The organism is Neomicrococcus lactis (assembly GCF_014200305.1).
In the GTDB taxonomy this organism is placed as follows: Bacteria; Actinomycetota; Actinomycetes; order Actinomycetales; family Micrococcaceae; genus Neomicrococcus; species Neomicrococcus lactis.
Genome location: NZ_JACHBL010000001.1, coordinates 1,055,567 through 1,079,793, shown reverse-complemented (window position 1 = coordinate 1,079,793; position 24,227 = coordinate 1,055,567). Strand labels below are relative to the sequence as shown.

The window sequence follows — 24,227 nt, the reverse complement described above, 5'->3', positions numbered from 1 at the left end:
ACTGTGACGACCTAGCTTGAGGATAGGGCGAACTCAAGATTGATTTTCCAATAATTCACTTTCTGTTGATAACTCGTTCATTCACTTGTCCACAGAATTCTGTGTGGGGTTGAGAGCATCCGAAATAGTCATCTAGCGTGACACCGAGTGACGGGTCTGAACTCGCTGCTCGACGATCGGGTAATCCATCGAGGGGGATACGTGGAAGCAATTGAATGGTTGGAAGAGGAAGTTCGCGAGATCCTGCGTCGGCGCGGACTGGATCCATTCACACAACCGGACGATGTACGATCCCTGATCTTGGCAGCTGCCCTGGACTACGAAGAGCGCACGCTCCGCAGCAATCTGCCGCCAATCATCGACTTTGATCAGACTATTCAGCTGATCTTTGATTCCGTCGCAGGTTTTGGGCCGCTCCAACCACTACTTGATGATCCGGAAGTTGAAGAAATCTGGATCAACTCACCGAAGGAGATCTTCTCCGCACGGCGCGGCGCCTCCGAGCTGACGTCGATCCGGCTCGAAGAAGAGAACGTACGTCTTCTTGTGGAGCGAATGCTCAAGAGTTCTGGACGACGGCTGGACCTGAGCTCGCCGTTCGTTGATGCGGCTCTTCCGGACGGTTCCCGACTGCACGTCGCCATCCCGGATGTCACGCGGAAGGACTGGGCAGTCAACATCCGAAAGTTCATTGCGCGAGCAGCTTCGCTCAAGCAGCTCGTGAAGCTGGGATCAATGACTCCACAAGCCGCGGCCTTCCTCGATGCTGCGGTAGCTTCCGGGCTCAATATCCTGGTGTCCGGTGCAACTCAGGCCGGCAAGACAACGATGCTGAACTGCCTATCAGCGTCGATCGGAAGTCGCGAACGAGTAATTACCGTGGAAGAGATCTTTGAGCTTCAAGTGCCCCTTCGAGATGTCGTGGGCCTCCAGTGCAGGCAGCCCAATCTTGAAGGCGAAGGCGAGATCTCCATGCGACGGCTCGTCAAAGAGTCCCTCCGCATGAGGCCGGACCGGCTCATCGTTGGCGAAGTCCGCGAAGCGGAGAGCTTGGACATGCTGATCGCACTGAATTCAGGATTACCTGGAATGGCAAGTGTGCACGCCAACAGTGCACACGACGCAGTAACCAAGATCTGCACTCTCCCGCTGCTCGCCGGCGACAACATCTCGCCTCACTTCGTTACGCAAACAGTCGCCTCCAGCATTGACCTAGTCATTCACTGTGAGCGCTCGCGGACGGGACAACGTCGAATCTCTGAGATCTTGGCCTTGGGCAAACGAGTCGAAAACGGCATTATCGAAACCTCCATCATTTTTGGGCGAGAAGATGGTGAGTTGGTCCTCAAGGACTCTGCGGACGTGCCCATCGAGAAGTTCTCTCATGCTGGATATGACGTCAACTCCATCCTGCGGGAGGCTGCATGAGTGCCTTACTTGGACTCACCCTCGGCCTAGGTTTGTTTCTTGTCTATTGGTCCTTTTGGCACGAGCCTCAGCCCGAGTCGACGCGTGCAAAGAGCCAACGAGTCCGAAATCTCTTGCTCCGAGCCGGATTGGACAATGTCACGCCATCTGGGCTCATGATGGCCTGCGGAATCGCCAGCTTCATCACGATGCTGGTGGTCTTCATCTTCACGGGCGCGCCGCTCATTTCACTGATCTTTGGCATCTTCGGGGCTGCTCTGCCGTTGGTTCTGGTCAATTGGCGGGCACATCAGCGCACCAAGAGCCTGCGCGAAGTATGGCCGGACGTTGTGGATCATCTTCGTTCCGGCGTCCGAGCAGGAATGTCATTGCCAGAGGCGCTATCGCAGCTGAGCGAGCAAGGACCCGTGGCATTGCGGCCAGCCTTTGACGAGTTCGCGCGAGACTATCGCGTGAGCGGTCGCTTCGATACGTCGATCGAAAACCTGCGCATCCGTCTTGCTGATCCCGTCGCCGACAAGATCGTGAGCGCGTTGAAGCTGACACGTGAGGTTGGTGGGTCCGACTTGGGACACATGCTGACGACACTCGCACAGTTTCTCCGCGACAACGTTCGAACGCGTGGGGAGTTGGAGGCACGTCAGTCGTGGACCGTGAATGCCGCCAGACTTTCGGTGGCAGCGCCATGGATTGTTCTGTTGTTGATGTCCACTCAACGGCCAGTCGCTGAAGCTTACTCGAGTGGCTTCGGCGGGTTGGTGCTGATCAGCGGACTCATTGTCTCGGTGGTCTGCTATCAGCTCATGATCCGACTTGGCGAACTGCCTGACGAGGAAAGGATCCTCAAGTGAGCGCAAACGAATTTGCCGGGCTGCTGTGCGGTCTTGGTCTTGGGTCTGGTCTGTTTCTGTTCCTGACACGGATTCCACGCTTCCGTCGGTCAACTTTTGCGGACAGAATCGCACCCCAACTTCGTGCCGGCAGAATGCACTCCGCGTTGCTCAGCAGTCGCGACGTGGGCGGATCATTCGGACCGCTAGGTCGAATTCTTGCCCCATTCGTTCAGGACCTGATTCGCCGGTCGTCGGGCATAAGTCCGATGGGCGAACAGCTCAAACGGCGGATCGCAAAGGCTGGACTAGAACTTTCAGTCTCCGAGTTCCGTGCCCAGCAGTTGATGTGGGCAGGCATCGGACTGGGGCTAGCGATCTTCTTCACGATCGTCTCGGTCCCCAATCAGAACTTCAACCCGATGCTCTCGCTCGTGCTCGTCATTGGTTTGCCCATCTGCGGCTTCTTGCTCAGGGACTGGTGGTTGGGGGAGACCATTTCTCGCCGCGCCCAGAAGATCCTGGGGCAGTTTCCCAACGTCGCCGAATTGATGGCGCTATCCGTTGCTGCGGGAGAGTCCACGCTTGGAGCACTCGAACGAGTCAGGCGAAGCACCGACGGCGAACTTTCTGAAGAGTTCGGAAGAGTGCTGGCAGACGTTCGGTCCGGACGAGGTTTAGGTGAAGCACTCAGATCAATGGCCAAGCGTGTGGATCAGGACATCATGACGCGTTTTGTCGATGCGATGCTGGTGGCCACTGATCGTGGAACACCTTTGGCTCAGGTCATGCGTGACCAAGCGCAAGATGTGCGAGATGCGGCCAAACGCGAACTCATGGAAACGGCCGGCAAGAAGGAGCTCAGCATGCTCTTTCCCGTGGTCTTCGGAATTCTTCCGCTGACGGTCATCTTCGCGGTCTTCCCTGGAATTACGTTGTTTGACTTCAGCTTCTAAGAAGTTGCCGATGCTGTTTAGCTACATCGCAGGGGGACTGTTTCACGCGCAGGGGCAGTGAACCGAAGTCGGAAAGTGACTTATCCACAGTTTTAGAGTTCCTCAAGCGCGAGTTCGATTTCTTCAATAGCCTATGAACGTCAGCGCGTGGGTATGGCTAAATGCCCATAATTCACGCGAACCAACCACTTAGTTGCCGAAGATTATTTATTAGTTTGCCAAAACTTAACCTTTGATCGATAGGTTCGTGAAGTCTGGCAAATACGCCACGCATCCACTTCAGAAACCACATCAATTTACTGCTCTCACACCATCAGAAACCACGGGGGACCATCATGGTTACGTTTCAAAAGTTGTCAGTCGCATTCCTAGCAGTACTTGCTTCTATCCGAGTATTTATCGAGGGAACCTCGAACGAAGTTCGCACCCAGGAACGCGGCGACGTGCCGGGCTGGGTGATGTTGGCAATCATGTCCGCATTGCTCGTTGCCGGTCTCTTGGCCATCGCCGGACCACGTTTGATCCAGCTCTTCAACCAGGCCATCGACAACGTAGCGGGCTTGGGCTAGACACCCTGTTCGCTCCAAAACGTGATGAAGATTCAGGCTCCTCGTTCTCTCTTTGCAAAGCGAGCAGACAGGCACCTCGCGATTCGAGATGAAGAGGGATCAAGCATCCCTGAGTTCGTCATGGTAAGCACGCTCATCATTGCCCTCTTCATCTCAATCCTTCAGCTAACGCTGGTTCTTCACGTCCGAAACGTCATGTTGGATGCCGCTGCAACCGGAGCGCGCTACGGAACTCTTGCAGACCGAAACGCCTCAGATGGCTCGCAGCGGACTCGCGAGCTTCTCAGCACGTCGCTCGGATCTGGATTCGCCGCGAACATCGGGGCCCAAGAAACCAGTGTCGGGGGACAGCCGGGCCTTCAGATTCACATTTCTGCGGGATTCCCTTTGTTGGGGTTTTTCTCCGTCGGCGGAGAGATCAGCGTGGTGGGAGAGGCTGTCAGGTACGAGTGATGTCACTAGCGGAGCGACTACGAGACGACGAAGAAGGGTCGGCTGTTGTCGAATTCATCTTCCTTTCCATAGGTCTGATGATCCCCATCATTTACGTCATTCTGTCCGTCGCTCAGCTTCAAGCGTCCTCACTCGCGGCTATCGGTGCGGCTGATCACGCAGCCAAGGTGTTTGTTGGCGCAGAAAATGAGGGAGAAGCAAGAGCACGAGCCTCCTCCGCTGTCTCAACAGCACTGACGAATATGGGCGTTCCGGCTGAAAATGCGACCACGTCGATTTCTTGTTCAGAAGCATGTCTAGAGCCGGGAAGCACCGTCACAGTCTCAGTTCATATCAACGTTCCGTTGCCGATGTTGCCGGAAGGTGTGGGAGCTAGCGTCATGACCACCAGCTCAGAGGCAACGCACCGAGTAGATCGGTTCGGATGATGCAACCCCAAAAGACGGACACTAATGAGCACTGCAACGGCGAAGTGGGTACCAATGAATCTGGTCAAGCGACACCGCTGATCATTGGTCTGATCGCTGTTGCTCTCTTGGCTGTGACCGTCATGCTGGCAGCCACCCAGATCAACGGTCAGGCCAGGCGTCTTCTTGGAGTCGCCGATGGCGCGTCCACAGCTGCTGCCGATGACTATCTGGTCCAACTGAGCGGCGGAGATCTAAGCCTCAAACTGACAGATGCAACCGTCCGAGAGTCCGCTGCTAAGTACCTTTCTCAAACGAGAGCGGGTACCTACTTTTCTGGTTTGAGTATTCAAGAAGCCTCGGCCAGTCCGGACGGGCGCACCGCGCACCTTAAACTCAGCGCTCGAGTTCACCCGCCGCTAGTCAACTGGATTGTCCCGGAAGGCGTGACCGTCAGCGTTGAGTCAGATGCGCGAGTGCATCTCGAACAATGAGTCGCGAACTTCCAGACGTAAAGCGTGCGTGAGTCGCAACTTCGCGGGGTATCGACAGCGTGAGTTGCACCTGCGCGGGGTATCGCCAGCGTGAGTTGCACCTGCGCGGGCAACCACTGGGTGAGCAACATCCACATGACCAACACCTAAGTGATAAACACCTAGGCAGTGGCGTAACCTAGTTAGACCATGGCTTCCATTGATTTTCCCGCGGAGATCGCGGCTCTTCGAAATACGTACGCATCGATTCTGGCAGTCTCAGACATAGACAAGATCAAAGCGGACATCGCTGAACTTTCCGCTCAGGCTGGCGTGCCAAACCTCTGGGATGATCCGGCCAGCGCTCAGGTGGTGACTTCAAAGCTCTCACACCGGCAGTCGGAGCTCGAACGCCTTGAGAAGCTCGAAGAGCGCATTGACGACGTCGAGCTGATGGTCGAGCTTTCCGAAGAGGATGACGACGACGAAGCCTTGCGTGATGCGGAAAAGGAACTGACAAGTCTCCAAAAGGCGCTTGCCGAATTGGAAGTTGTCACGTTGCTTTCCGGCGAATACGACGAGCGCGAAGCCGTGGTCACCATTCGTTCAGGCGCGGGCGGCGTCGATGCCGCTGACTTTGCAGAAATGCTCCTGCGCATGTACACGCGTTGGGCCGAAAAGCACGGCTTTAGCGTGAAAATCATGGATACGTCCTATGCCGAAGAAGCTGGCTTGAAGTCCGCCACCTTTGAAGTCAACGCGCCTTACGCTTTCGGCACATTGTCTGTCGAAGCCGGTACGCACCGTTTGGTTCGCATCAGCCCCTTTGACAATCAGGGACGTCGCCAGACCAGCTTCGCCGCTGTGGAAGTAGTTCCACTCATCGAATCAACGGACTCTATCGAGATTCCAGAAAACGAGATCCGCGTAGATGTCTTCCGTTCGTCGGGTCCTGGCGGTCAGTCCGTGAACACGACTGACTCGGCTGTTCGTTTGACCCACATCCCTACGGGCACCGTGGTGTCGATGCAGAACGAAAAGTCCCAGCTTCAAAATCGTGCTGCCGCCATGCGCGTGCTCCAGTCGCGTTTGCTCTTGCTGAAGCAAGAAGAAGAAAACGCGGAGAAGAAAGCCCTAGCCGGCGACGTGAAGGCAAGCTGGGGCGACCAGATGCGCTCCTACGTGCTGAACCCTTACCAAATGGTCAAGGACCTGCGTACGGATCATGAAGTTGGTAACACCTCGGCTGTCTTCGACGGCGAGATCGACGACTTCATCGACGCAGGCATCCGCTGGCGCGCCAACCAGCGCAACGCTGACGCTGAGTAGGCGGCGACATTGAGTGACTGCCTACATTGAGTGGGTGCCTAATCTGCTGATTGGGCGCAGACGACTGAGTTGATCTCGTTAGTTCTACTCAGTGGATCTATCTCAGTCGATCAGCCTTAGTCGATCAGCATGTTGGTGATGCGGCTCGTGCAGACTCGCTTGCCTGATTCATCGGTGATCACGATCTCGTGAGTGGTGATGCGGGAGCCCAAGAAGATTGGCGTGCAGACGCCGGTCACGAGGCCTGAAACGCCGGCACGGTGATGCGTTGAGTTCAAATCCACGCCAACCGGCTTCTTGTTCATTCCACGGTCCATGACATGCAGTGCTGCGCCGAAAGAACCCAAGGTTTCCGCGAGTGCCGCGCTCGCTCCACCGTGAAGAATTCCAGCAACCTGAGTATTGCCTTCAACGGGCATTGTGGCGACCACGCGATCCGCGGTCATCTCCTTGAAGATAATGTCGAGCTTCGGCACGAGGGTGCCCACACCGAACTTTGAGAACCGGGTCCACATTTCTTCCGGAACCCCGTGGTAAGTGAGCTGATCCGCGAACGGATGCTGCGCCGTCGTACTGGAATCTGTGGAAACTTCTGAAGCGTGCTCCGAAGACGAAAGTTCGTTGGCCTCTGGGGCGGTCGTGTGATTCTTGCTCATGACAACTAGGCTTGCACTTGTGAGTGATGTAGCAAAACCGGAAATTCAAGAAGCGGACCAGAAGACACAGAAAATGATCGTGATTGACGGTCATTCCATGGCATTCAGGGCGTTCTATGCCTTGCCAGTGGAGAGTTTCTTAACCGCGTCAGGCCAGTACACCAACGCCGTGCATGGCTTTATTTCCATGCTGCTGACCATGATTCGCGAGCATCATCCCACCTATGTCGGCGTGGCTTTTGACCTTGATACTCCGACGTTCCGTTCACAGGAATATGACGAATACAAGGCTGGCCGTAACAAGACTCCAGAAGAGTTCAAGGGCCAGATTGACCTGATCCGCAAGGTTCTTGAGGCCATGAACATCCCCACCATTTCGATGGACGGGTATGAAGCTGACGACATCATCGCGACGCTTGCCACCATTGGCGAGGCTGCAGACTTGAAGGTACTGGTGGTTTCCGGTGACCGCGACGCTTTCCAGCTGATCACCGAGAAGACCACGGTTCTGTATCCAACCAAGGGTGTCTCGCAGATTCCGCCGATGGATGCAGCAGCTATCGAAAAGAAGTATTTCGTTCAGCCTCACCAGTATTCGGATCTTGCCGCACTCGTTGGCGAAACTGCGGACAACCTTCCGGGCGTTCCCGGTGTGGGTCCAAAGACGGCCGCAAAGTGGATCAACCTCTACGGCGGACTCGAAGGAATTCTGGAGAACGTCGACGAGATCAAGGGCAAGGTCGGCGACTCGCTCCGCGAGCACCTCGACAACGTCAAGCGAAACCGCCGCTTGAACCATCTCTTGCGTGATCTTGACTTGCCGGTGTCGCTCGAAGCGCTTGAGCTGGAAGCACCAAACCGCGAGGCGATTGAGGAAATCTTCGACACGCTGGAATTCAACTCACTTCGAAAGCGCATTTGGGATGTCTTTACTGAGCCAGAAGAAGAGGTTGAAGAAGAGGAACTTCCAGAGCCTCAGACGCTGACAACGGCCGATGAGATTTCTCAGTGGTTCCACACCGAGGGCTCCCACGTCATTGGCGTGCATCTCGTGACGGAGGCGCCCGCCGAGAACAACCCGGGAATGCCGGATGATGTTTTTGCTTTGGGCCTTGCGTCTGAAGATCAGCTCGCGTACATCAAGCTCGCGGACTTGGATCCTGCAGCAGATGAGGCTCTTGCTTCTGCATTGGAATCGGCCAGCTACAAGAAGGCTGTACACGACTACAAGCTCGCGTACAAGCAACTTCAGGAGCGCGGCTTGACCTTGGGCGGCGTGGTGGATGACACCATGATCTCCGCGTACCTGATTGCACCTGACCGCCGAAGCCACGCTTTGCCGGACGTTGCTCAGCACTACTTGAAGATGTCCCTGGACCTCTCCGAAGCGGAGAGCAAGGGCGAACTGGACCTCGGACTCGAGACCAAGGACTACTCGGCACAGGCGACGCGTGCCGCTTTTGTGGTGCGTCAACTGAGCCTGATGCTTGCCGGACAGGTTTCGGAGCGAAACGCTGCGAGCTTGCTTGATGATCTTGAGCTCCCGTTGTCTCGCGTTCTGGCGCGTATGGAGCGGGCAGGCATCGCCATTGATTTGCCGCAGCTCGAGGTGCTGAACAAGGACTTCACCAAGGTTATTGACGATGCGAAGTCTCGGGCGTTTGAGGCGATTGGCCACGAAGTGAACTTGGGATCGCCGAAGCAGCTTCAGGTGGTGCTCTTTGAGGAGCTTGAACTTCCGAAGACGAAGAAGATCAAGACCGGCTACACCACGGACGCTGAGTCTCTCACTGAGCTCTATGCCCAGACGAACCACCCGTTCTTGGGTGCTTTGATGGACTACCGCGACGCCACGAAGTTGAAGCAGACGGTTGACGGTTTGGCCAAGGCCATCGCCGATGACAAGCGCATTCATACCACGTATGGGCAGACCATTGCAGCGACCGGACGTTTGTCATCGCTGAACCCGAATCTGCAGAACATTCCGGTGCGTAGCGAAGAAGGCCGACGCATCCGCGAAATCTTCGTGGCCGGCGAAGGTTACGAAACTCTGCTGACCGCCGACTACTCGCAGATTGAAATGCGCATCATGGCGCACCTCTCAGGAGACGAGGGCCTGATTGAGGCGTTCCGCTCCGGCGAGGACTTGCACCGCTTCGTGGGTTCGCGTGTGTTCAATGTTTCGCCTGACGAGGTTACTCCGGCGATGCGTTCCAAGGTCAAGGCCATGTCCTACGGCTTGGCGTATGGCTTGAGCTCGTTCGGTCTCAGCAAGCAGCTGCGCATCTCTGTCGACGAAGCGCGCACTTTGCAGAAGGACTACTTCCAGCGCTTCGGTGGCGTGAGGGACTTCCTCCGCTCCGGCGTTGAGAAGGCTCGTTCTGAGGGGTACACGGAGACCATCTTGGGCCGCCGTCGTTATCTTCCGGACCTCACGAGCGACAACCGCCAGCTTCGCGAAATTGCCGAGCGCGTGGCATTGAACTCGCCAATTCAGGGTTCCGCCGCGGATGTCATCAAGCTCGCGATGTTGCACATTCAGAAGGAATTTGACGCGCAGCAAGTGAAGTCGCGCATGCTTCTTCAGGTCCATGACGAATTGGTATTCGAGATTGCACCAGGCGAGCTGGAACAGATTCGCGAAATCGTCACCGCCAAAATGGGTGATGCCGTGGAGATTTCCGTTCCGCTCGAAGTGCATATTGGAATCGGCAAGAACTGGAACGCGGCAGGGCACTAAAGCCTTTACCGTCGCAGGTAGCTTTCAACTAAGGTTGGGCACTTTGGTGAGCTGCGGCGTCGTGCTCAAAAATTTTCAGTACGACGCCGCCGCTTCCGTTCCGTAGGCAGATTTGCGAATGATGAGGATTGAGGAAATTTCAGAAATGACCGAAAAGACCACCCAAGATTTTGCCAACAACTCATCTCAGCCAGCGCTCCGTGAGGGTCTGCGGCTAGAGAAACTCGGTATGGAGTTCCAAGCGGATGGGCAACCTACCGAGAAAACCGTGGGGCTGATCCGAGCCATGCGCGCCGGGTTCCACGAAAAGCAGCCTTCTCAAGAAGAGATGCGCCGGAAGGCTGTTGCGCTGTCCAAGGATTCGTTGGAATTCATTGCTGTCTACGATGACGCTTTTCACGAAGCCGAAGAATTTTCCTACCCGGGGCCGTATCCGATTTCGACGTTCGGTCACTATGAAAAGTCCTTCAACGTTGGTGGCGAATCGCTGATCCCGGCGCATTTGATTACCGAAGTGACGGTTGCCGCAACGCATCGGCGTCAGGGGATTCTGTCAGCTATGATGCGCGAAAGTCTTGAGACGGCTGTTGCAGCTGATCGGCCTGTCGCTCTTCTGACGGCCTCGGAATCCGTGATTTACGGGCGGTTTGGTTTTGGAATCGCGACGCGTGCGGCGAAGTACGAACTCAGCACTGCGCGCGGATTGGGTTTCAAAGCTCCGCGTGTAGGAACTGTTTCTAATGTGGACCCTTCGAAGATCGGCGATGTTGCTGCTGAGATTTTTGCGGCTTATCACGCCGCGACTCCGGGTTCCGTTGACCGTCAATCGTCGTACCGCGAGTACAAGACCGGTGCGTGGAGCGACGACATCACGATGCCTAACAAGTCCTTGAGGGCCCTCATCTATCGCGGCGAGTCCGGTGCGCCGGAGGGCTTAGCCACCTACGCCTTCAACGGCTGGGGCTGGAAGCCGCCGACGGTATCTATCCGAAATCTTGTGGCGGCGAGCGATACGGCCGAGCGTGAACTGTTCCGGTATCTGACCAACATGGATCTGATTGAGAAGGTCGTGTGGCCGAAGGGGCCGGTTGATACGGCACTCTTCCATGCATTGGAGGATTCCGAAGCTTTGGGCACCGTGTCTGTGGGTCACGATCTTTGGGTGCGCGTGCTGGACGTACCGCGGACTTTGTCTTCACGTTCTTGGCTCCGGGATGGCACGTTCAGCCTTTCTGTCCAGGACTCGTTGGACTATGCGGCGGGGTTCTATGTCGTTTCCGTGCTTGATGGCGTTGCGACTGTCTCGCTTGAATCTGGCGATGAGCGTCAGGCGGATATGTCTCTTGACATATCCGCTTTGGGATCGCTTTTGCTAGGCGAAGTTAGCATCAGCCAATTGGTTCGGGCTGGGCTTGTTTCCGTAGCTGGATCTGTTCGTGAATTGGACATGATGTGGTCGACGCTTCGTCGTCCGTTCTGCAGCACCGGTTTTTAGACGTTTGGCTATTGCTTCTAGGGCGCGAGAATGCGCCGCTAGTGACTCGCAGTTGTTTGTTGCTTCGTAGGTGAACTCTAGGTAACTCACAGGCGGATTCTTTCCGAACTTTCTTTGATGTCCTGTGGATAACTCCTTTTTCTCCAATTGGTTCCGATACCGTGAAAGGGTCATCGATTCCGAATTAGGGGAGGGGCTCGCGTGACGTCTCTAAAACATGCGGCCAGCAAGAATTTCGTGCCTATTGGTTCTGTACTTGCACTTTGTGGTGCTGTGGCCCTGACCGGGTGCAGCGCCAGTGCGAACGGGGAGAACCCAACCAGCGCTGCATCGAATGGTTCAAGTCACGCGAGTGCTTTGTCTTCCGGGGTTGCATCCAGTGCCGCTTCTTCCAGCACCGCTTTTGCTTCGCCGCAAGAAGCCACGCCAACTTCGCCGGCGAAGAACATTCCGGAGCCTGTCATGCCGAAGGAAGCGAAAGAGCATTCGGCTAAGGGTCTGGAGGCGTTTACGAGGTACTGGTTCGAGGTTCACAACTACGCGCAAAAAACCGGCGACACCAAGCAAATGATGGCGCTTTGTATTGAAGACAGTGCATTTTGTGAGGAACGAAAAAAGTCGATCGACCAGTTTTCAGATCGTAAAGCGTGGATGACTGGCGGCGACGCGCATATCGGCACGCTTTATACCCAGATGAATAAGACACCAGGCGGTTACATCCATGCACTTGTTGAACTTGATCAACGGGCGCGTACGGTCTATCAGAGTCACGGTCACGTCCCCGAAGCTGATCGTCCAGCTAGTAAGGATCATTTTGAGTCCTATTCATACTGGGACAACGGCTCGTGGAAGTACTTGGGCATAAAGTCAATCGCTGGCGTTGAATACAAAAAATGAATTCGACCATATTGCTCCCAAACCGTGCGCACCGCCTCTTAAGTTTTCTTCTGGTTTCGATCCTCATCGTTGGGATAGCTGTCACTTTTTCAAACAGTTCCGTAGCTGAAAACGGAGATAGTTCATGGGGTGGTGTCGCCCACGATAACGGCATCGAAGTTAGTGGACACCTTTCGAATCAAACTCAAGTCTCCCCAGGTGCAGCTGGCACAAGACCCAAAGACAGCATCGTCGATACAGTCGGCAATACCGGTGCACCGGCAGCGAGCGAAAGTGCCGGTGGAACGGAGGAAACATATACCTGGCGACATCTCTGCGCCGATAATTCCTCCGGAAACATCAGCATTGCCTGCGCGGTAGCTGCGCCAGATGTTTGTCCTCCTGGTGAGTACTACGGCGCGATTCTTTCGATCGATGCTGCTGGTGTCGCTTCAGAGACGGGTTCTTATGGTTGCACTGGCGGAGCAACAGCGGCTGCAGCTCCGGCTGGCGGAAACGCTGGAGCAACGGGAACTACTGCACCCCCTGTCGTGATCGTGGTGACGGCTGCTGATTTCCAGCGACTCGTTATCCCGCCTTCCACGATCAAGCTGGACACAGGTGGAAATACGCTCCGTACTGCTCACACGAATATCTATGCAAACGCCGGCGTGAAGATGTTGAACACCACCGTTCTCGGGCAGCCCGTGCGGGTTCGAGCGATCCCCATTGAATACATCTGGGATTACGGTGACGGAACAACTCGTCGGACATGGAAACCGGGAGAAGCGATCGGTGGCGATCCATTCGACGTTGAGACCGAAACTTCGCATCAGTTTGAAGAGACCGGTTCATTTCCGATCAACCTGACGACGGTCTACACGGGCCAGTTTTCGGTCAATGGTGGACCTTGGATTCCCATCGACGGAGTTGCTCGAGTTTCCAGCGCTCCGGAGTCGATGGAAGTCTGGAAAACCAAGCGATACCTAGTAGCAGAAGACTGCATCGCGAATCCAGAAGCTATCGGCTGCACCGACGGCTAAGCCTGCCAATTTGAGTGTCCGCGGCGGCTCGCGTGAGGCGAGCTGCGCCGTCGTAATTCAGGAAAATTGCGGATATTGGCGATTTGCGGGTATTGCCAGTTGTAACTAGACTGGAAAGGCACAAAGTGCGTCTTTTCGCGCGCGTGCACAATGCATGATCCAACCTCGGGATGCCGGGACTTCCGGCTACCGACTGACCAATCCTATCCATATCGGAGCCCCTACTACATGACCATCACCACCAACGAGAAGACCGGTACTCCACAAGTCGCAGTCAACGACATTGGAACCGAAGAAGACTTCCTCGCCGCCATCGACGCAACCATCAAGTACTTCAATGATGGCGATCTCGTCGAAGGCACCGTCGTCAAGGTTGACCGCGATGAAGTTCTGCTCGACATCGGATACAAGACCGAGGGTGTTATTCCTTCCCGCGAGCTTTCCATCAAGCACGACGTTGATCCAGATGACGTTGTAGCTGTCGGCGATTCCGTCGAGGCCCTTGTTCTTACCAAGGAAGACAAGGAAGGCCGCCTGATTCTCTCCAAGAAGCGCGCACAGTACGAGCGTGCCTGGGGCGACATCGAGAAGATCAAGGAAGAAGATGGTGTTGTTACCGGCACCGTTATCGAGGTTGTCAAGGGTGGCCTCATCCTGGACATCGGTCTTCGTGGCTTCCTCCCAGCTTCGCTTGTTGAGATGCGCCGCGTTCGCGATCTTGATCCATACATCGGTCAGCAGATCGACGCCAAGATCATCGAACTCGACAAGAACCGCAACAACGTTGTTCTTTCCCGCCGTGCATGGCTCGAGCAGACCCAGTCTGAGGTTCGCTCCACCTTCCTCAACAAGCTTGAGAAGGGCCAGGTTCGTCCGGGCGTCGTTTCCTCCATCGTCAACTTCGGTGCATTCGTGGACCTTGGCGGCGTAGACGGTCTCGTCCACGTTTCCGAGCTCTCCTGGAAGCACATCGATCACCCATCTGAGGTTGTCGAAGTTGGCAAGGAAGTTACCGTTGAGGTTCTCGAGGTTGACTTGGATCGCGAGCGCGTTTCGCTTTCCCTCAAGGCAACCCAGGAAGATCCTTGGCAGACCTTCGCTCGTACCCACGCTCTTGGACAGGTTGTTCCAGGTAAGGTTACGAAGCTCGTTCCATTCGGCGCATTTGTTCGCGTTGAAGACGGAATCGAAGGCCTTGTTCACATCTCCGAGCTTGCAGTTCGCCACGTTGACCTTGCTGAGCAGGTTGTCTCCGTTGGTGACGAGCTCTTCGTCAAGGTTATCGACATTGACCTCGAGCGTCGCCGCATCTCGCTTTCCCTCAAGCAGGCAAACGAAGGCGTCGATCCAGAAGGCACCGAATTCGATCCAGCTCTCTACGGCATGGCCGCAGAGTACGACGAAGAGGGCAACTACAAGTACCCAGAAGGCTTCGACCCAGAGTCCAACGAATGGCTCGAAGGCTTCGAGACCCAGCGCGCAGCTTGGGAGCAGCAGTACGCTGAGGCTCAGGAACGCTGGGAATCCCACAAGAAGCAGGTTGCACAGCACCTCGCTGAAGATGCAGCAGCAGCTACGACTGAGTCCGGTTCCTCCGAGCCAGCTCAGACCAGCTACTCTTCTGACGCTCCAGCCGCAGAACAGGGCACCTTGGCATCTGACGAGGCACTTGCAGCACTTCGTGAGAAGCTCACGGGCAACTAATTGTTGATCTGCCGCTGAGGCAGATTTCCAAATTATCTATTGAGGGTCATCCGGTTTCCGGGTGACCCTCAATCGTTTAAGCGGTCACTTTTTGTCGGTGGGCCCGACCTTGATGTGCTTGTACTCGACTTTGCACGCGCGGATGGTGCCTCAATTCGCTTTTGACGATGCGCTCACGTTGATGCAGAGTTCTTGATATGCATCAGGAAACCGGATTAGTCTCGATCCCTAAAGTCACAGATTTGCCACCTGATCCCAATGTCGGCTCAGGTGAGCGTCAAATGCTTACGGAGTTTCTTGACTACTACCGAGCAGTGATTCGACGGAAGGTTGAAGGTGTATCGGATGAAGCGCTGAAGCAGTCTATTTCGCCAAGCACCATGACGCTTGGCGGCCTTCTCAAGCATCTTGCATTCGTCGAAGACTATTGGTTCTCGTTTCGGCTTCTTGGACAGGAACCATCGGAGCCATGGCGAAGTGCACCCTGGGACGACGATCCTGACTGGGACTGGTCGTCAGCTGCTACTGATACGGGAGCAGAAATAATGGCGCTCTATGACGAGAGTGTCGATGCTTCGCGGAAGGTCCAACTTGATACTTCGGATCTGGATGCCCAAGTTGTACAGCCTATCAACGGCCAAGAAGACATGTCCTACCGTTGGGTGTTGGTTCACATGATCGAGGAGTACGCGAGGCACGCCGGCCATGCGGATCTCCTTAGAGAGCGAATCGACGGACAGACGGGGGATTAGCCCTGCCGTACGGAACGAGTCACCGTGAACTTCCGGTTTCGCGCAACCTCTGTTGTCGGCCCAACGATTCGATTCAATTCTCGCTTGTACTGAAGATGAGAATTCCAAACACACCATAGCTCTCCGCCTTGGGTAAGGACTCTGGCCGAAGCCCGGAAGAGTTTGAGCGCGATCTGCGGGTCTACGGTGTTCCCCACATGGAATGGTGGGTTGAGCAGAATCAAATCCTGTGATGCCGGGGCAAAAGTAGACATTGCATCATCCCGAATGACGTCAACTCTGCTGTCCACACCATTTCGCTTTGCCGTCTCGGCGGTGGCGGCCACTGCGTCACGAGATGAATCGGTAGCGATCATCGTTCCAACAAACTCTTTGAATTTGAGAGGTACGTAGCTCGAGATGGTGCCGTTGCCGCAACCTAAATCGACGATCGAGTTTGTGATGCTCGCTCGTTCGGAAAACTTGCGGGGGAGCGTTTCCAGAAAGAATCGGGTTCCCGGATCAATATTCGTTCCGCCGAAGGTGGCCCCGTAGGAAGCTAGCTGCAAAGGGACACCAGCCAAGTCCTTGGCTGTCGCATGAAGGGGAAATGCAGATTCAGCTGTCGAAGTGGGCTTCTTCCCTCTGGCAACAATCACTCGCGACTTGCTTCGAGCTCGGGAAGCGCGAAGCGCGGTGAAGTACTCGCCCAATATGTCGTTGACGGAGGGCGTGAGGTATTTGAGTCTTGCGCCGATCAGGACCAACGCATTCGGATGCGCGGCAGAGTGGATTGCTTGGATGAACTGCCGCAGTTCGCTTTGAGAGCGTGGCGCCTGAATGAGGATGACGACGGCGCCGCTTAAGACTTCAAGCAAGCTCGGTTGCGCTGCAATTGGCGATGGCAGGCCGAATGCTTCGGCGTTACTGTTCGATGCTTGCTCACGGGAGAGCGAATCGTTCCACGAAGTGATTCGCCAGGGAAGAGCGCCCTTGTCCGCAAATTGTTGGATCGGAAGGGCCAGTGCACCGAAATTGTCATTGAGCGCGACGACCTTGAGAGGACCATCAATTGGGGCATGGGTAAAAGCACCTAGAACCTCAGCCGCGTCCAGTAGTAGCTCATCGGTGGCATCGTGAGCTTGCAAGTTTTCCGATTCCGGTTCGGGCCAGCGACGAAGCGAATCGAAATCGAACACCATTGAAATTTGGCCACGCGGTATATCGCTGGCAAAGAGGTCAAGATCAATATCAGTAGGTTTAGGAACCATCAGACTGCTTGTCCTTCCTCATCGACCCAATCGGAGTCAGCCATGGTGATTTCTGCGGATCCTGACGTGACGTGGGCGACGGTCTCATGGAGCTTTGATATCGCCTGAGGTTGGTGGAGAACACCGACTTGAATATCGACACTTGTAGGACCGTAAGACGTGTCCAAGACTTCGATTCCGTGGTTCCGCAGATCGAAATTCAGTCGACCTGCATCTGCCGCATTAGTGGTGACCACGAACTTCTGCATGAGAACACGTTTTGCCAGTGGTGTTCCATCTAGCACGCGAGATACAGCCTCTGAATAAGCACGAACGAGCCCGCCTGCGCCCAACAAAGTGCCTCCAAAGTATCGAACAACGATCACAGATACGTCGCTCAAGGTATTGGAACCATCCGGCATGTCACGCTGCATGATGGCCTCCATCATAGGAACGCCGGCAGTGCCTGAAGGCTCTCCGTCGTCGGAGTTTCGTTGCACTTCTCGGCGCGGGCCGATTGCGAGCGCACTGCAATGATGCCGTGCGTCGAAGTGGGTGCGCCTCAAGCATTCAAGTATGTCTTTCGCATCTTCCGGACTATCGATCCTGTTTGCGTACGCAATGAAGCGTGACCGCTTGATCTCAATCTCATGGACCACTTCTTCGTAGGCTTTCGGAACCCAGTACAGGTTCGCACTTGCAGGAAGATTCGAAGAAGACATGCCTTAGAGTCTATTGAGTGAATACCGAATCTCAGATTCAGAAACCCTTGATGATCGGCCTTACCGGTGGCATCGCTTCCGGTAAGTCTGTTGTCGCTCGCTATCTCGAGTCACTCGGGGCTGTTCTCATTGATGCTGACCAGCTTTCTCGTGAGGTCGTGGCGAAGGGCACCGAAGGGCTGGCAGAGATCGCTGAAGTTTTCGGACGGGACATTCTCACTGAGAACGGAGACCTAAATCGTCCTGCGCTCGGTGCACTGATCTTTGCCGATGAGCAGAAACGCGAAGCTCTCAATTCAATTGTTCATCCGCGAGTGCGTGCCGAGTCGGCTCGACGGATCGCCGAAGCTCCAAGGGGATCGGTGATTGTCCAAGACATTCCACTTCTTGTTGAGACGGGGCAGGCAAAGAATTTCGACAAGGTGCTCGTAGTCCAGGCACCACTCGAGGAGCGAATCCGACGTATGGTCGAGGACCGCGGGATGACACGCGATGCAGCGCTGTCTCGGATTGAAGCTCAAGCCTCAGACGCCGAGCGAGCCGAAGTCGCGGACGTCGTCTTGGACAATTCCACGACAATTGAGTCTCTGCTGGAACAGGTTGACGACTTTTGGAACCAACACGTTGTTGAATATTTAGAGACGTCGAAAACAAGGAGCCAAGGCGCGTGAGCCAGCAGCAACCAGTAGTGCCCGGTCGTAATAATGCGCCGGGACCTTACAAGCTGACCAGCATGAAGTGGGTCCGCCGCTTCGCCACAGCGATGACTGTTTGCTGGGCCATTGCACTCATCTTCTGGCTCTTTCTCGGAGGAAGAGCCGAATTCGTCGGTGGGCCAGGACCTTACTCCATCACCGTCTACCTGAGCGCAATCTTGGCTGGTCTTGGACTCATTTTTGCTGTCGCCAGTGCCTTGACCTTTGCGCAGAGTCTGGCAGGCGCCACGATGGAACGTCTCTCAGAAGGGCCTCTCCTCAACCCGAAGGGCTCGAAAAGGCGTTCGCGTTAAGTGTCCTGTCGAAGCCGCTATGCGGCCTCATTTCGCGAGCTCATTCTTTGACGCTGAAAGACCTTCGAACCACCGGCGTTGGCAGATTCCCAGGGCACGCTAACCACGCTGAGTCCAAAACGATCAGTCACTCGTAGTTCACCATTCTCGGTAAATCTGATTCGCAGGTGTCCTAGAGACTTGAGCCGATGGTGTTTTCGACACAGCAGCGTGAGGTTCTCGAGGGTTGTCTGTCCGCCATCCTGAAATTCTTGGACATGGTCGACGTCGCAGGATCTGCCGGGTCGCTGACAACCAGGTATGCGGCAATATCGGTCTCTCCATACCAGCGCTTCTCGTTGTTCCCGCGAGGGTCGGTACGTATCAACATCGCGAATCGTGCCAGTTAGTGGATCTGTGATCAGCCTGCGCCATACCTTTGCGCGTCGGGCGAGTTCGCGCGCTGACTCGGGGTCGATAGCACCAAATCGTTCTCCTTCGGCCCAGACAGAGGCAACCTGCGGCAAAGTACTAGTAGCTCGCGATATTTCATGGTCCAAAAGAGTTGAACGTTCAATGTCCATCCCGGGAAGCCCCGACTTGTCCACTGCGAGTTGGTCCGCGGCGAGTTCGTCTGCGACAAGTTCATGGACCGCACCTTTGTCCACGGCTCCTTCGTCGACAGGATGCTTGGCTGGAGAACCCTCGTTTGCAGTACCCTCGGCTGCAAATCGCTCGGCCGATACTCGCTTGCTCAAACCTTCCAAGCCCATATTTCCCTCGCTCAGCACCGACGCTGGGATCAAGACGGCAATGTTCGCGGTGATCTGCTGGAGCCAGGAGTCGTCGGTGACCCATTCAGGGTCGTGCCCTTCTGCCTCTTGAATTGTCTGCTCTCTTCGCGTTGCTGGGCGCGGCAGTAGGAGATTGAGAAAGGCATCGGTGCGGATCTCATCGGTGGTTCGTGCATCTTTGCGGTCCTGAGCGCGAGATTGTTCGACGGCCTTGTCGAGACGACGCTGAAGCGCCTCTGCAGCAACTGTGGGAATGTATGCGTTGAGGTATGACATCCCATCGTCACTCGCTTGCAGATTCACGTATCGACCCTCTCGAGCGACCTTATGAGCGGCAGCGGGGGTCTTGAGGTGATGACGCTTGCGCCAATTTTCGGCCAGCTTCTTGACCTGCCACGCCGTCTTTCCCGCAAATCGCGGATCCAGATACGTTGCCAGCCCTTCCTTGAGGCCATCAGCGCGCTCCGCCGCAAGTCGAACCTCGTTTTCGTACTCGGCCATTTGTTCACTACTGACGTCGCCCGACTCATCAGGCAACGGACGTTCGACTACCTCGGGAGTGATCTTGTCGATTTCATCTAGCGCGTGCTCGACTGCGCCTCGCGGCACATCGCCAGACGCAATCTTCTGATGAAATAACGGGTACTTGTGCACGGAGGTGTAGGCGTGCCGCATAAGTGCGGCTGCGGCGTACTCCGAAACTTCGAGCTCTTGAGCAAGGTGGTACGTCACGGCGAGTTCGGCGATCCGGCCGGGGCCCACTCCGGACTTCACGGAGGTGACCATTCCTGGTCGGGGAGGGATGGCCAGCCGTTCGTAGTCAGGAATTCCACGTTCGTTCAGTTGCGAGGAATAGCGCGCGCTCAATTCGACAATTTCAGCGGTGATGCCGAAGAGTGCAGCATCAGCTTTGCGGCGAGCTACCTCCGCATCTCGAAGAGCGGCAAATAGCTCGTCGAACAACTCGACGCTCAGTGCGTCTTCAACAGGGGCGGATGAGTTTTCGGATGAGTCTTCACCGGCCTGCTCCGTGTTCTCGTGACCATTCATACAAACAGCTTTGACCACAATCAAAACCCCAAAGCGAGGACAGGAGAATTTTGTGGAAAACTTCCCCTCTCTCAGCGAAAAGCCCCACCTGTGAGGGATCTCCAACGGGGGAAAGGCGTAGCCTTTGATACATGAGTCTGGCCCAAGAGATTAACCGCGTCGTTGCACCCTTTGAGGTCATTAGTGAATATGAGCCGGCAGGCGATCAGCCTCAAGCCATCAAGGAACTTGCTGAACGCATCAACAATGGTGAGAAGGACGTTGTACTACTGGGCGCCACCGGTACCGGTAAGAGCGCTACCACCGCATGGTTGATCGAAAAGATTCAGCGCCCCACGCTAGTCATGGTCCAGAACAAGACTCTGGCAGCGCAGCTGGCCAATGAGTTCCGCGAACTTCTCCCGAATAACGCGGTGGAGTACTTCGTGAGCTACTACGACTACTACCAGCCGGAAGCTTACGTTCCTCAAACGGACACCTTCATTGAGAAGGACTCGAGCATCAACGAAGAGGTTGAGCGCCTTCGTCACTCCGCCACAAACGCCCTTCTGACTAGGCGCGATGTCGTAGTCGTTGCCACCGTGTCTTGCATTTACGGCTTGGGCACGCCGGAAGAGTACATCAAGGGCATGGTCACGCTGAAAAAGGGTGCCGAGCTCAATCGGGACGTCATGCTTCGGCAGTTCGTTCAAATGCAGTATTCGCGCAATGACATGGACTTCCACCGCGGTACGTTCCGAGTTCGCGGCGATACCGTTGAAATCATCCCGATGTACGAAGAGCAGGCCATCAGGATTGAATTCTTCGGCGACGAGATCGAAAACATTTACACGCTCCACCCTCTAACCGGTGAAATCATCCGAGAAGAAGAGGAAATGTACGTGTTCCCGGCGTCGCACTACGTGGCCGGCGCAGACCGCATGAATCGTGCGATCACCAGCATCGAGGACGAGCTTCAGACGCGACTCCAAGAACTCGAAAGCCAAAACAAGCTCGTCGAAGCTCAACGGCTCAGGATGCGCACCACCTATGACCTCGAGATGATGCAGCAGATGGGCTTCTGCAACGGCATCGAGAACTACTCTCGACACATCGATGGTCGTAACGCGGGAAGCGCGCCGCACTGTCTCTTGGACTACTTCCCGGATGACTTTGTCCTCGTGATCGACGAGTCCCACGTGACCGTTCCGCAGATCGGTGCCATGTACGAAGGCGACATGTCCCGTAAGCGCACTCTTGTTGAGCACGGCTTCCGCCTGCCCAGCGCCATGGATAACCGACCACTCAAATGGGACGAGTTTTTGGACCGCATCGGTCAGACCGTCTACTTGAGCGCCACCCCTGGCAAGTACGAACTCGCCAAAGCAGATGGTTTCGTTGAACAGATCATTCGTCCCACAGGTCTGGTGGATCCTGAAATCATCGTCAAACCCACAAAGGGCCAGATCGATGACCTTCTCGACGAGATCCGCACGCGCACGGAAAAGAATGAGCGCGTACTCGTCACCACGCTAACCAAGCGCATGGCGGAAGACCTGACGGACTACCTCACGGAAAATGGTGTGAAGGTCCAGTACCTGCACTCTGACGTGGACACGCTTCGTCGCGTCGAGCTCCTGAGGGAACTACGCCTCGGCGTCTTCGACGTCCTCGTGGGTATCAATCTGCTCCGTGAGGGCCTCGACTTGCCAGAAGTCAGCCTCGTGGCGATCTTGGACGCGGATAAGGAAGGCTTCTTGCGTTCAGCAACGAGCCTCATCCAGACCATTGGTCGTGCCGCCCGTAACGTCTCTGGTGAAGTCCACATGTATGCGGACCGGATTACGGACTCGATGGCGAAGGCGATCGAAGAGACCAACCGCCGCCGTGAAATCCAGGTCGCCCACAACAAAGAGCACGGCATCGATCCGCAGCCGTTGCGCAAGCGCATCGCGGACATCACGGATCAGTTGGCTCGTGAAGATGCGGATACGAAGGAACTTCTCGAAGGAAACAAGAAGTCCCGCGGATCGTCCGCTAGTGCCAGCAAGGCCGCCGAAGGTATCAGGCGCGATGGCCTCGCTGCCGTTCCCGCTGAGGACCTCGTGGACCTCATTGAGCAGCTCTCGCAGCAGATGCATGGCGCGGCAGAGGACTTGCAGTTCGAACTCGCCGCCCGCCTGCGCGACGAAATTGCGGATCTCAAGAAGGAACTTCGCCAAATGCAAAAGGCGGGCCACGCGTAAAAGGTGAGCTGCGTCGTCGTAGTTTAAAGAAATTTTCCAGTACGACGCCGCAGCCCGCCAGCGCCGGAATCCTGAGGAAATACTGCCAAAAGACTGCGAAACGAGTGGCCAAAAACCGCTTGTTCGTTAGTTACTTATGTCTTTTGCGCGCGGACGAACCGGGTATGATTTTCAACAGCGTAGGGGAGTATCCCAATACTGTGAACGTCAACACGCTGAGCTCATGATCTTGATCGTGGAGCGAAGCCGGACGCAGTAGCCGCGATTCTTAGCGGCGGAGAGACTTGCGACCATCATTCGTACCCGCGCTATTCTTTCTGTCGCGCGGCCAAGAGCGAAAGGCCAGTCTTTTGACAGACCAGCTTTCAGCGCAGTTCCAGATCATCACGTTTGTGGTGCTTGGTCTTGTGCTTCTTTTTGACCTTCTATATGTCGTCAAGCGACCACACGAACCATCCATGAAGGAAGCCGGCCTCTGGGTTGGCTTCTATGTGGCCTTGGCATTGATCTTTGCCGGTCTCATGTTCTGGCAAGCTGGCCCGGATTACGGCGCACAGTTCCTTGCAGGCTGGGTGACAGAGTACTCGCTGTCCGTGGACAACTTGTTCGTGTTCATCATCATCATGGCTCGCTTTGCTGTTCCACGTAAGTACCAGCAAGAAGTCTTGATGTTCGGCATCATCATCGCGCTGATCCTGCGCGGTATCTTCATTGCCGTTGGTGCTGTTGCACTCGAGCACATGAGCTGGATCTTCTACCTCTTCGGCGTGTTCTTGCTGTGGACCGCATGGAAGCAAGCGACTGACTCCGGTGAAGACGAAGAAGATGAAACTGAGCCAGGCTTCATTGCCAAGCTCACGAAGCGCCTTCCAGTTTCTGAGAACTACGATGGCAACAAGCTGCGCACCACCGTTGACGGAAAGCGCTTGTTCACTCCGATGGTGCTCGTGTTCATCACCATCGGTATGACTGACTTGATGTTCGCGTTCGACTCCATCCCGGCAATCTTCGGATTGACGCAGAGCCCGTTCATTGTTTTCACCGCGAATATCTTCGCGTTGATGGGTCTTCGCCAGTTGTACTTCTTGCTCGGTGGACTCATGGAACGTTTGGTGTTCCTGAAGCACGCACTCTCCGCGATTCTCGCTTTTATTGGCGTCAAGCTCATTTTCCATGCGATGCACGCCAACGAGCTTCCGTTCATTAATGGCGGTCACGGCATCGAATGGGCTCCAGAAATCCCGACCTTCGTATCCCTCGGCATCATCGTGGGCATCTTGGTCATCGCGATTGTTGCGAGCCTTGTTGCAAGCAAGGGAACTCGCGTCGACGAGCGCCTCAAGGCCGACGCCGAGCGCGTTCTCAGCGACGACCAGTAGTTCCTTTTCAGGTTCAGTTCTCGGTTTCATAAATCGAGTTCGAAGGGCCGGAACGTGGTGTACAAACCGCGTTCCGGCCCTTCTTGTTTTTCGGCTCAGTGGATCCCTCACCGAGTGCCATGGCGCAGT

The 24,227-nt window shown here is 55.5% G+C and carries 22 protein-coding genes; 18 read left to right on the top strand and 4 right to left on the bottom strand.

Annotated features, from left to right (window positions below; all coding sequences use genetic code 11):
* Positions 1-201: 201 nt before the first annotated feature.
* The 8 genes from BKA12_RS04930 (at position 202) to prfB (ending at position 6,445) form a co-directional block, all read left to right on the top strand.
* On the top strand, positions 202-1,428 hold the full coding sequence (locus tag BKA12_RS04930) for an ATPase, T2SS/T4P/T4SS family (protein WP_183641136.1): 1,227 nt from the start codon (positions 202-204) through the stop codon (positions 1,426-1,428).
* Positions 1,425-2,279: a type II secretion system F family protein gene (locus BKA12_RS04925; protein WP_183641134.1), complete on the top strand. Its 855-nt coding sequence runs from the start codon at positions 1,425-1,427 to the stop codon at positions 2,277-2,279. The genes BKA12_RS04930 and BKA12_RS04925 overlap by 4 nt, the downstream gene beginning before the upstream one ends.
* A complete protein-coding gene (locus BKA12_RS04920; protein ID WP_183641132.1) occupies positions 2,276-3,214 on the top strand; it encodes a type II secretion system F family protein in 939 nt (312 codons plus the stop codon). The genes BKA12_RS04925 and BKA12_RS04920 overlap by 4 nt, the downstream gene beginning before the upstream one ends.
* Before the next feature lie 335 nt (positions 3,215-3,549).
* Positions 3,550-3,783, top strand: a complete 234-nt coding sequence (locus BKA12_RS04915) for a hypothetical protein (RefSeq protein WP_183641130.1) — start codon at positions 3,550-3,552, stop codon at positions 3,781-3,783.
* 24 nt (positions 3,784-3,807) lie between these two features.
* Positions 3,808-4,236, top strand: a complete 429-nt coding sequence (locus BKA12_RS04910) for a TadE/TadG family type IV pilus assembly protein (protein WP_183644576.1) — start codon at positions 3,808-3,810, stop codon at positions 4,234-4,236.
* Complete coding sequence (locus tag BKA12_RS04905) at positions 4,236-4,664, top strand: hypothetical protein (RefSeq protein WP_420826520.1); 429 nt, start codon at positions 4,236-4,238, stop codon at positions 4,662-4,664. The genes BKA12_RS04910 and BKA12_RS04905 overlap by 1 nt, the downstream gene beginning before the upstream one ends.
* On the top strand, positions 4,661-5,137 hold the full coding sequence (locus BKA12_RS04900; RefSeq protein WP_246361603.1) for a hypothetical protein: 477 nt from the start codon (positions 4,661-4,663) through the stop codon (positions 5,135-5,137). Before BKA12_RS04905 ends, BKA12_RS04900 begins: the two co-directional genes overlap by 4 nt.
* Positions 5,138-5,326: 189 nt before the next feature.
* Positions 5,327-6,445 carry a peptide chain release factor 2 gene (gene prfB, locus BKA12_RS04895; protein WP_183641127.1) on the top strand — a complete coding sequence of 373 codons (1,119 nt, stop codon included), beginning with the start codon at positions 5,327-5,329 and terminating at the stop codon, positions 6,443-6,445.
* 116 nt (positions 6,446-6,561) lie between these two features.
* Here prfB and BKA12_RS04890 read toward each other — a convergent pair whose 3' ends face one another.
* Positions 6,562-7,101: a hotdog fold thioesterase gene (locus BKA12_RS04890; RefSeq protein ID WP_183641125.1), complete on the bottom strand. Its 540-nt coding sequence runs from the start codon at positions 7,099-7,101 to the stop codon at positions 6,562-6,564.
* A gap of 73 nt (positions 7,102-7,174) precedes the next feature.
* Here BKA12_RS04890 and polA point away from each other — a divergent pair, with 73 nt between their 5' ends.
* The 6 genes from polA to BKA12_RS04860 all read left to right on the top strand — a co-directional run bounded on the left by polA (position 7,175) and on the right by BKA12_RS04860 (position 15,711).
* Positions 7,175-9,841, top strand: a complete 2,667-nt coding sequence (gene polA, locus BKA12_RS04885) for a DNA polymerase I (RefSeq protein WP_276510711.1) — start codon at positions 7,175-7,177, stop codon at positions 9,839-9,841.
* Positions 9,842-9,986: 145 nt separating this feature from the next.
* Positions 9,987-11,336, top strand: a complete 1,350-nt coding sequence (locus BKA12_RS04880) for a GNAT family N-acetyltransferase (RefSeq protein WP_183641121.1) — start codon at positions 9,987-9,989, stop codon at positions 11,334-11,336.
* Between the two features lie 201 nt (positions 11,337-11,537).
* A complete protein-coding gene (locus BKA12_RS12360; RefSeq protein ID WP_183641119.1) occupies positions 11,538-12,233 on the top strand; it encodes a DUF6318 family protein in 696 nt (231 codons plus the stop codon).
* On the top strand, positions 12,230-13,255 hold the full coding sequence (locus BKA12_RS04870) for a hypothetical protein (RefSeq protein WP_183641117.1): 1,026 nt from the start codon (positions 12,230-12,232) through the stop codon (positions 13,253-13,255). Before BKA12_RS12360 ends, BKA12_RS04870 begins: the two co-directional genes overlap by 4 nt.
* A 228-nt stretch (positions 13,256-13,483) precedes the next feature.
* Positions 13,484-14,959, top strand: coding sequence for a 30S ribosomal protein S1 (gene rpsA, locus BKA12_RS04865; protein ID WP_183641115.1), 1,476 nt, complete (start codon positions 13,484-13,486; stop codon positions 14,957-14,959).
* A 197-nt stretch (positions 14,960-15,156) separates the two neighbouring features.
* On the top strand, positions 15,157-15,711 hold the full coding sequence (locus BKA12_RS04860; RefSeq protein WP_183641113.1) for a DinB family protein: 555 nt from the start codon (positions 15,157-15,159) through the stop codon (positions 15,709-15,711).
* On the opposite strand, the gene BKA12_RS04855 is transcribed toward BKA12_RS04860, so the two are convergent.
* Together BKA12_RS04855 and BKA12_RS04850 are read right to left on the bottom strand one after the other, a co-directional pair.
* Positions 15,708-16,961: a class I SAM-dependent methyltransferase gene (locus BKA12_RS04855; RefSeq protein WP_183641111.1), complete on the bottom strand. Its 1,254-nt coding sequence runs from the start codon at positions 16,959-16,961 to the stop codon at positions 15,708-15,710. The two genes, BKA12_RS04860 and BKA12_RS04855, sit on opposite strands and share 4 nt — an antisense overlap.
* Positions 16,961-17,662 (bottom strand): IMPACT family protein, encoded by a 702-nt coding sequence (locus BKA12_RS04850; protein ID WP_183641109.1) that lies wholly within the window; start codon positions 17,660-17,662, stop codon positions 16,961-16,963. The genes BKA12_RS04855 and BKA12_RS04850 overlap by 1 nt, the downstream gene beginning before the upstream one ends.
* A 17-nt stretch (positions 17,663-17,679) precedes the next feature.
* On the opposite strand from BKA12_RS04850, the gene coaE reads away from it, so the two are divergent.
* Both coaE and BKA12_RS04840 read left to right on the top strand, forming a co-directional pair.
* Positions 17,680-18,333 carry a dephospho-CoA kinase gene (gene coaE, locus BKA12_RS04845; protein WP_271395106.1) on the top strand — a complete coding sequence of 218 codons (654 nt, stop codon included), beginning with the start codon at positions 17,680-17,682 and terminating at the stop codon, positions 18,331-18,333.
* On the top strand, positions 18,330-18,671 hold the full coding sequence (locus BKA12_RS04840; RefSeq protein ID WP_183641107.1) for a DUF2975 domain-containing protein: 342 nt from the start codon (positions 18,330-18,332) through the stop codon (positions 18,669-18,671). Before coaE ends, BKA12_RS04840 begins: the two co-directional genes overlap by 4 nt.
* Positions 18,672-18,688: 17 nt before the next feature.
* On the opposite strand, the gene BKA12_RS04835 is transcribed toward BKA12_RS04840, so the two are convergent.
* Positions 18,689-20,494, bottom strand: coding sequence for an HNH endonuclease signature motif containing protein (locus tag BKA12_RS04835; RefSeq protein ID WP_183641105.1), 1,806 nt, complete (start codon positions 20,492-20,494; stop codon positions 18,689-18,691).
* Positions 20,495-20,625: 131 nt separating this feature from the next.
* Between BKA12_RS04835 and uvrB the strand changes: the two genes are divergently transcribed.
* Positions 20,626-22,719, top strand: coding sequence for an excinuclease ABC subunit UvrB (uvrB, locus tag BKA12_RS04830; RefSeq protein ID WP_183641103.1), 2,094 nt, complete (start codon positions 20,626-20,628; stop codon positions 22,717-22,719).
* A gap of 350 nt (positions 22,720-23,069) precedes the next feature.
* Positions 23,070-24,098, top strand: coding sequence for a TerC family protein (locus tag BKA12_RS04825; protein ID WP_183641101.1), 1,029 nt, complete (start codon positions 23,070-23,072; stop codon positions 24,096-24,098).
* The last annotated feature ends 129 nt before the right edge of the window (positions 24,099-24,227 follow it).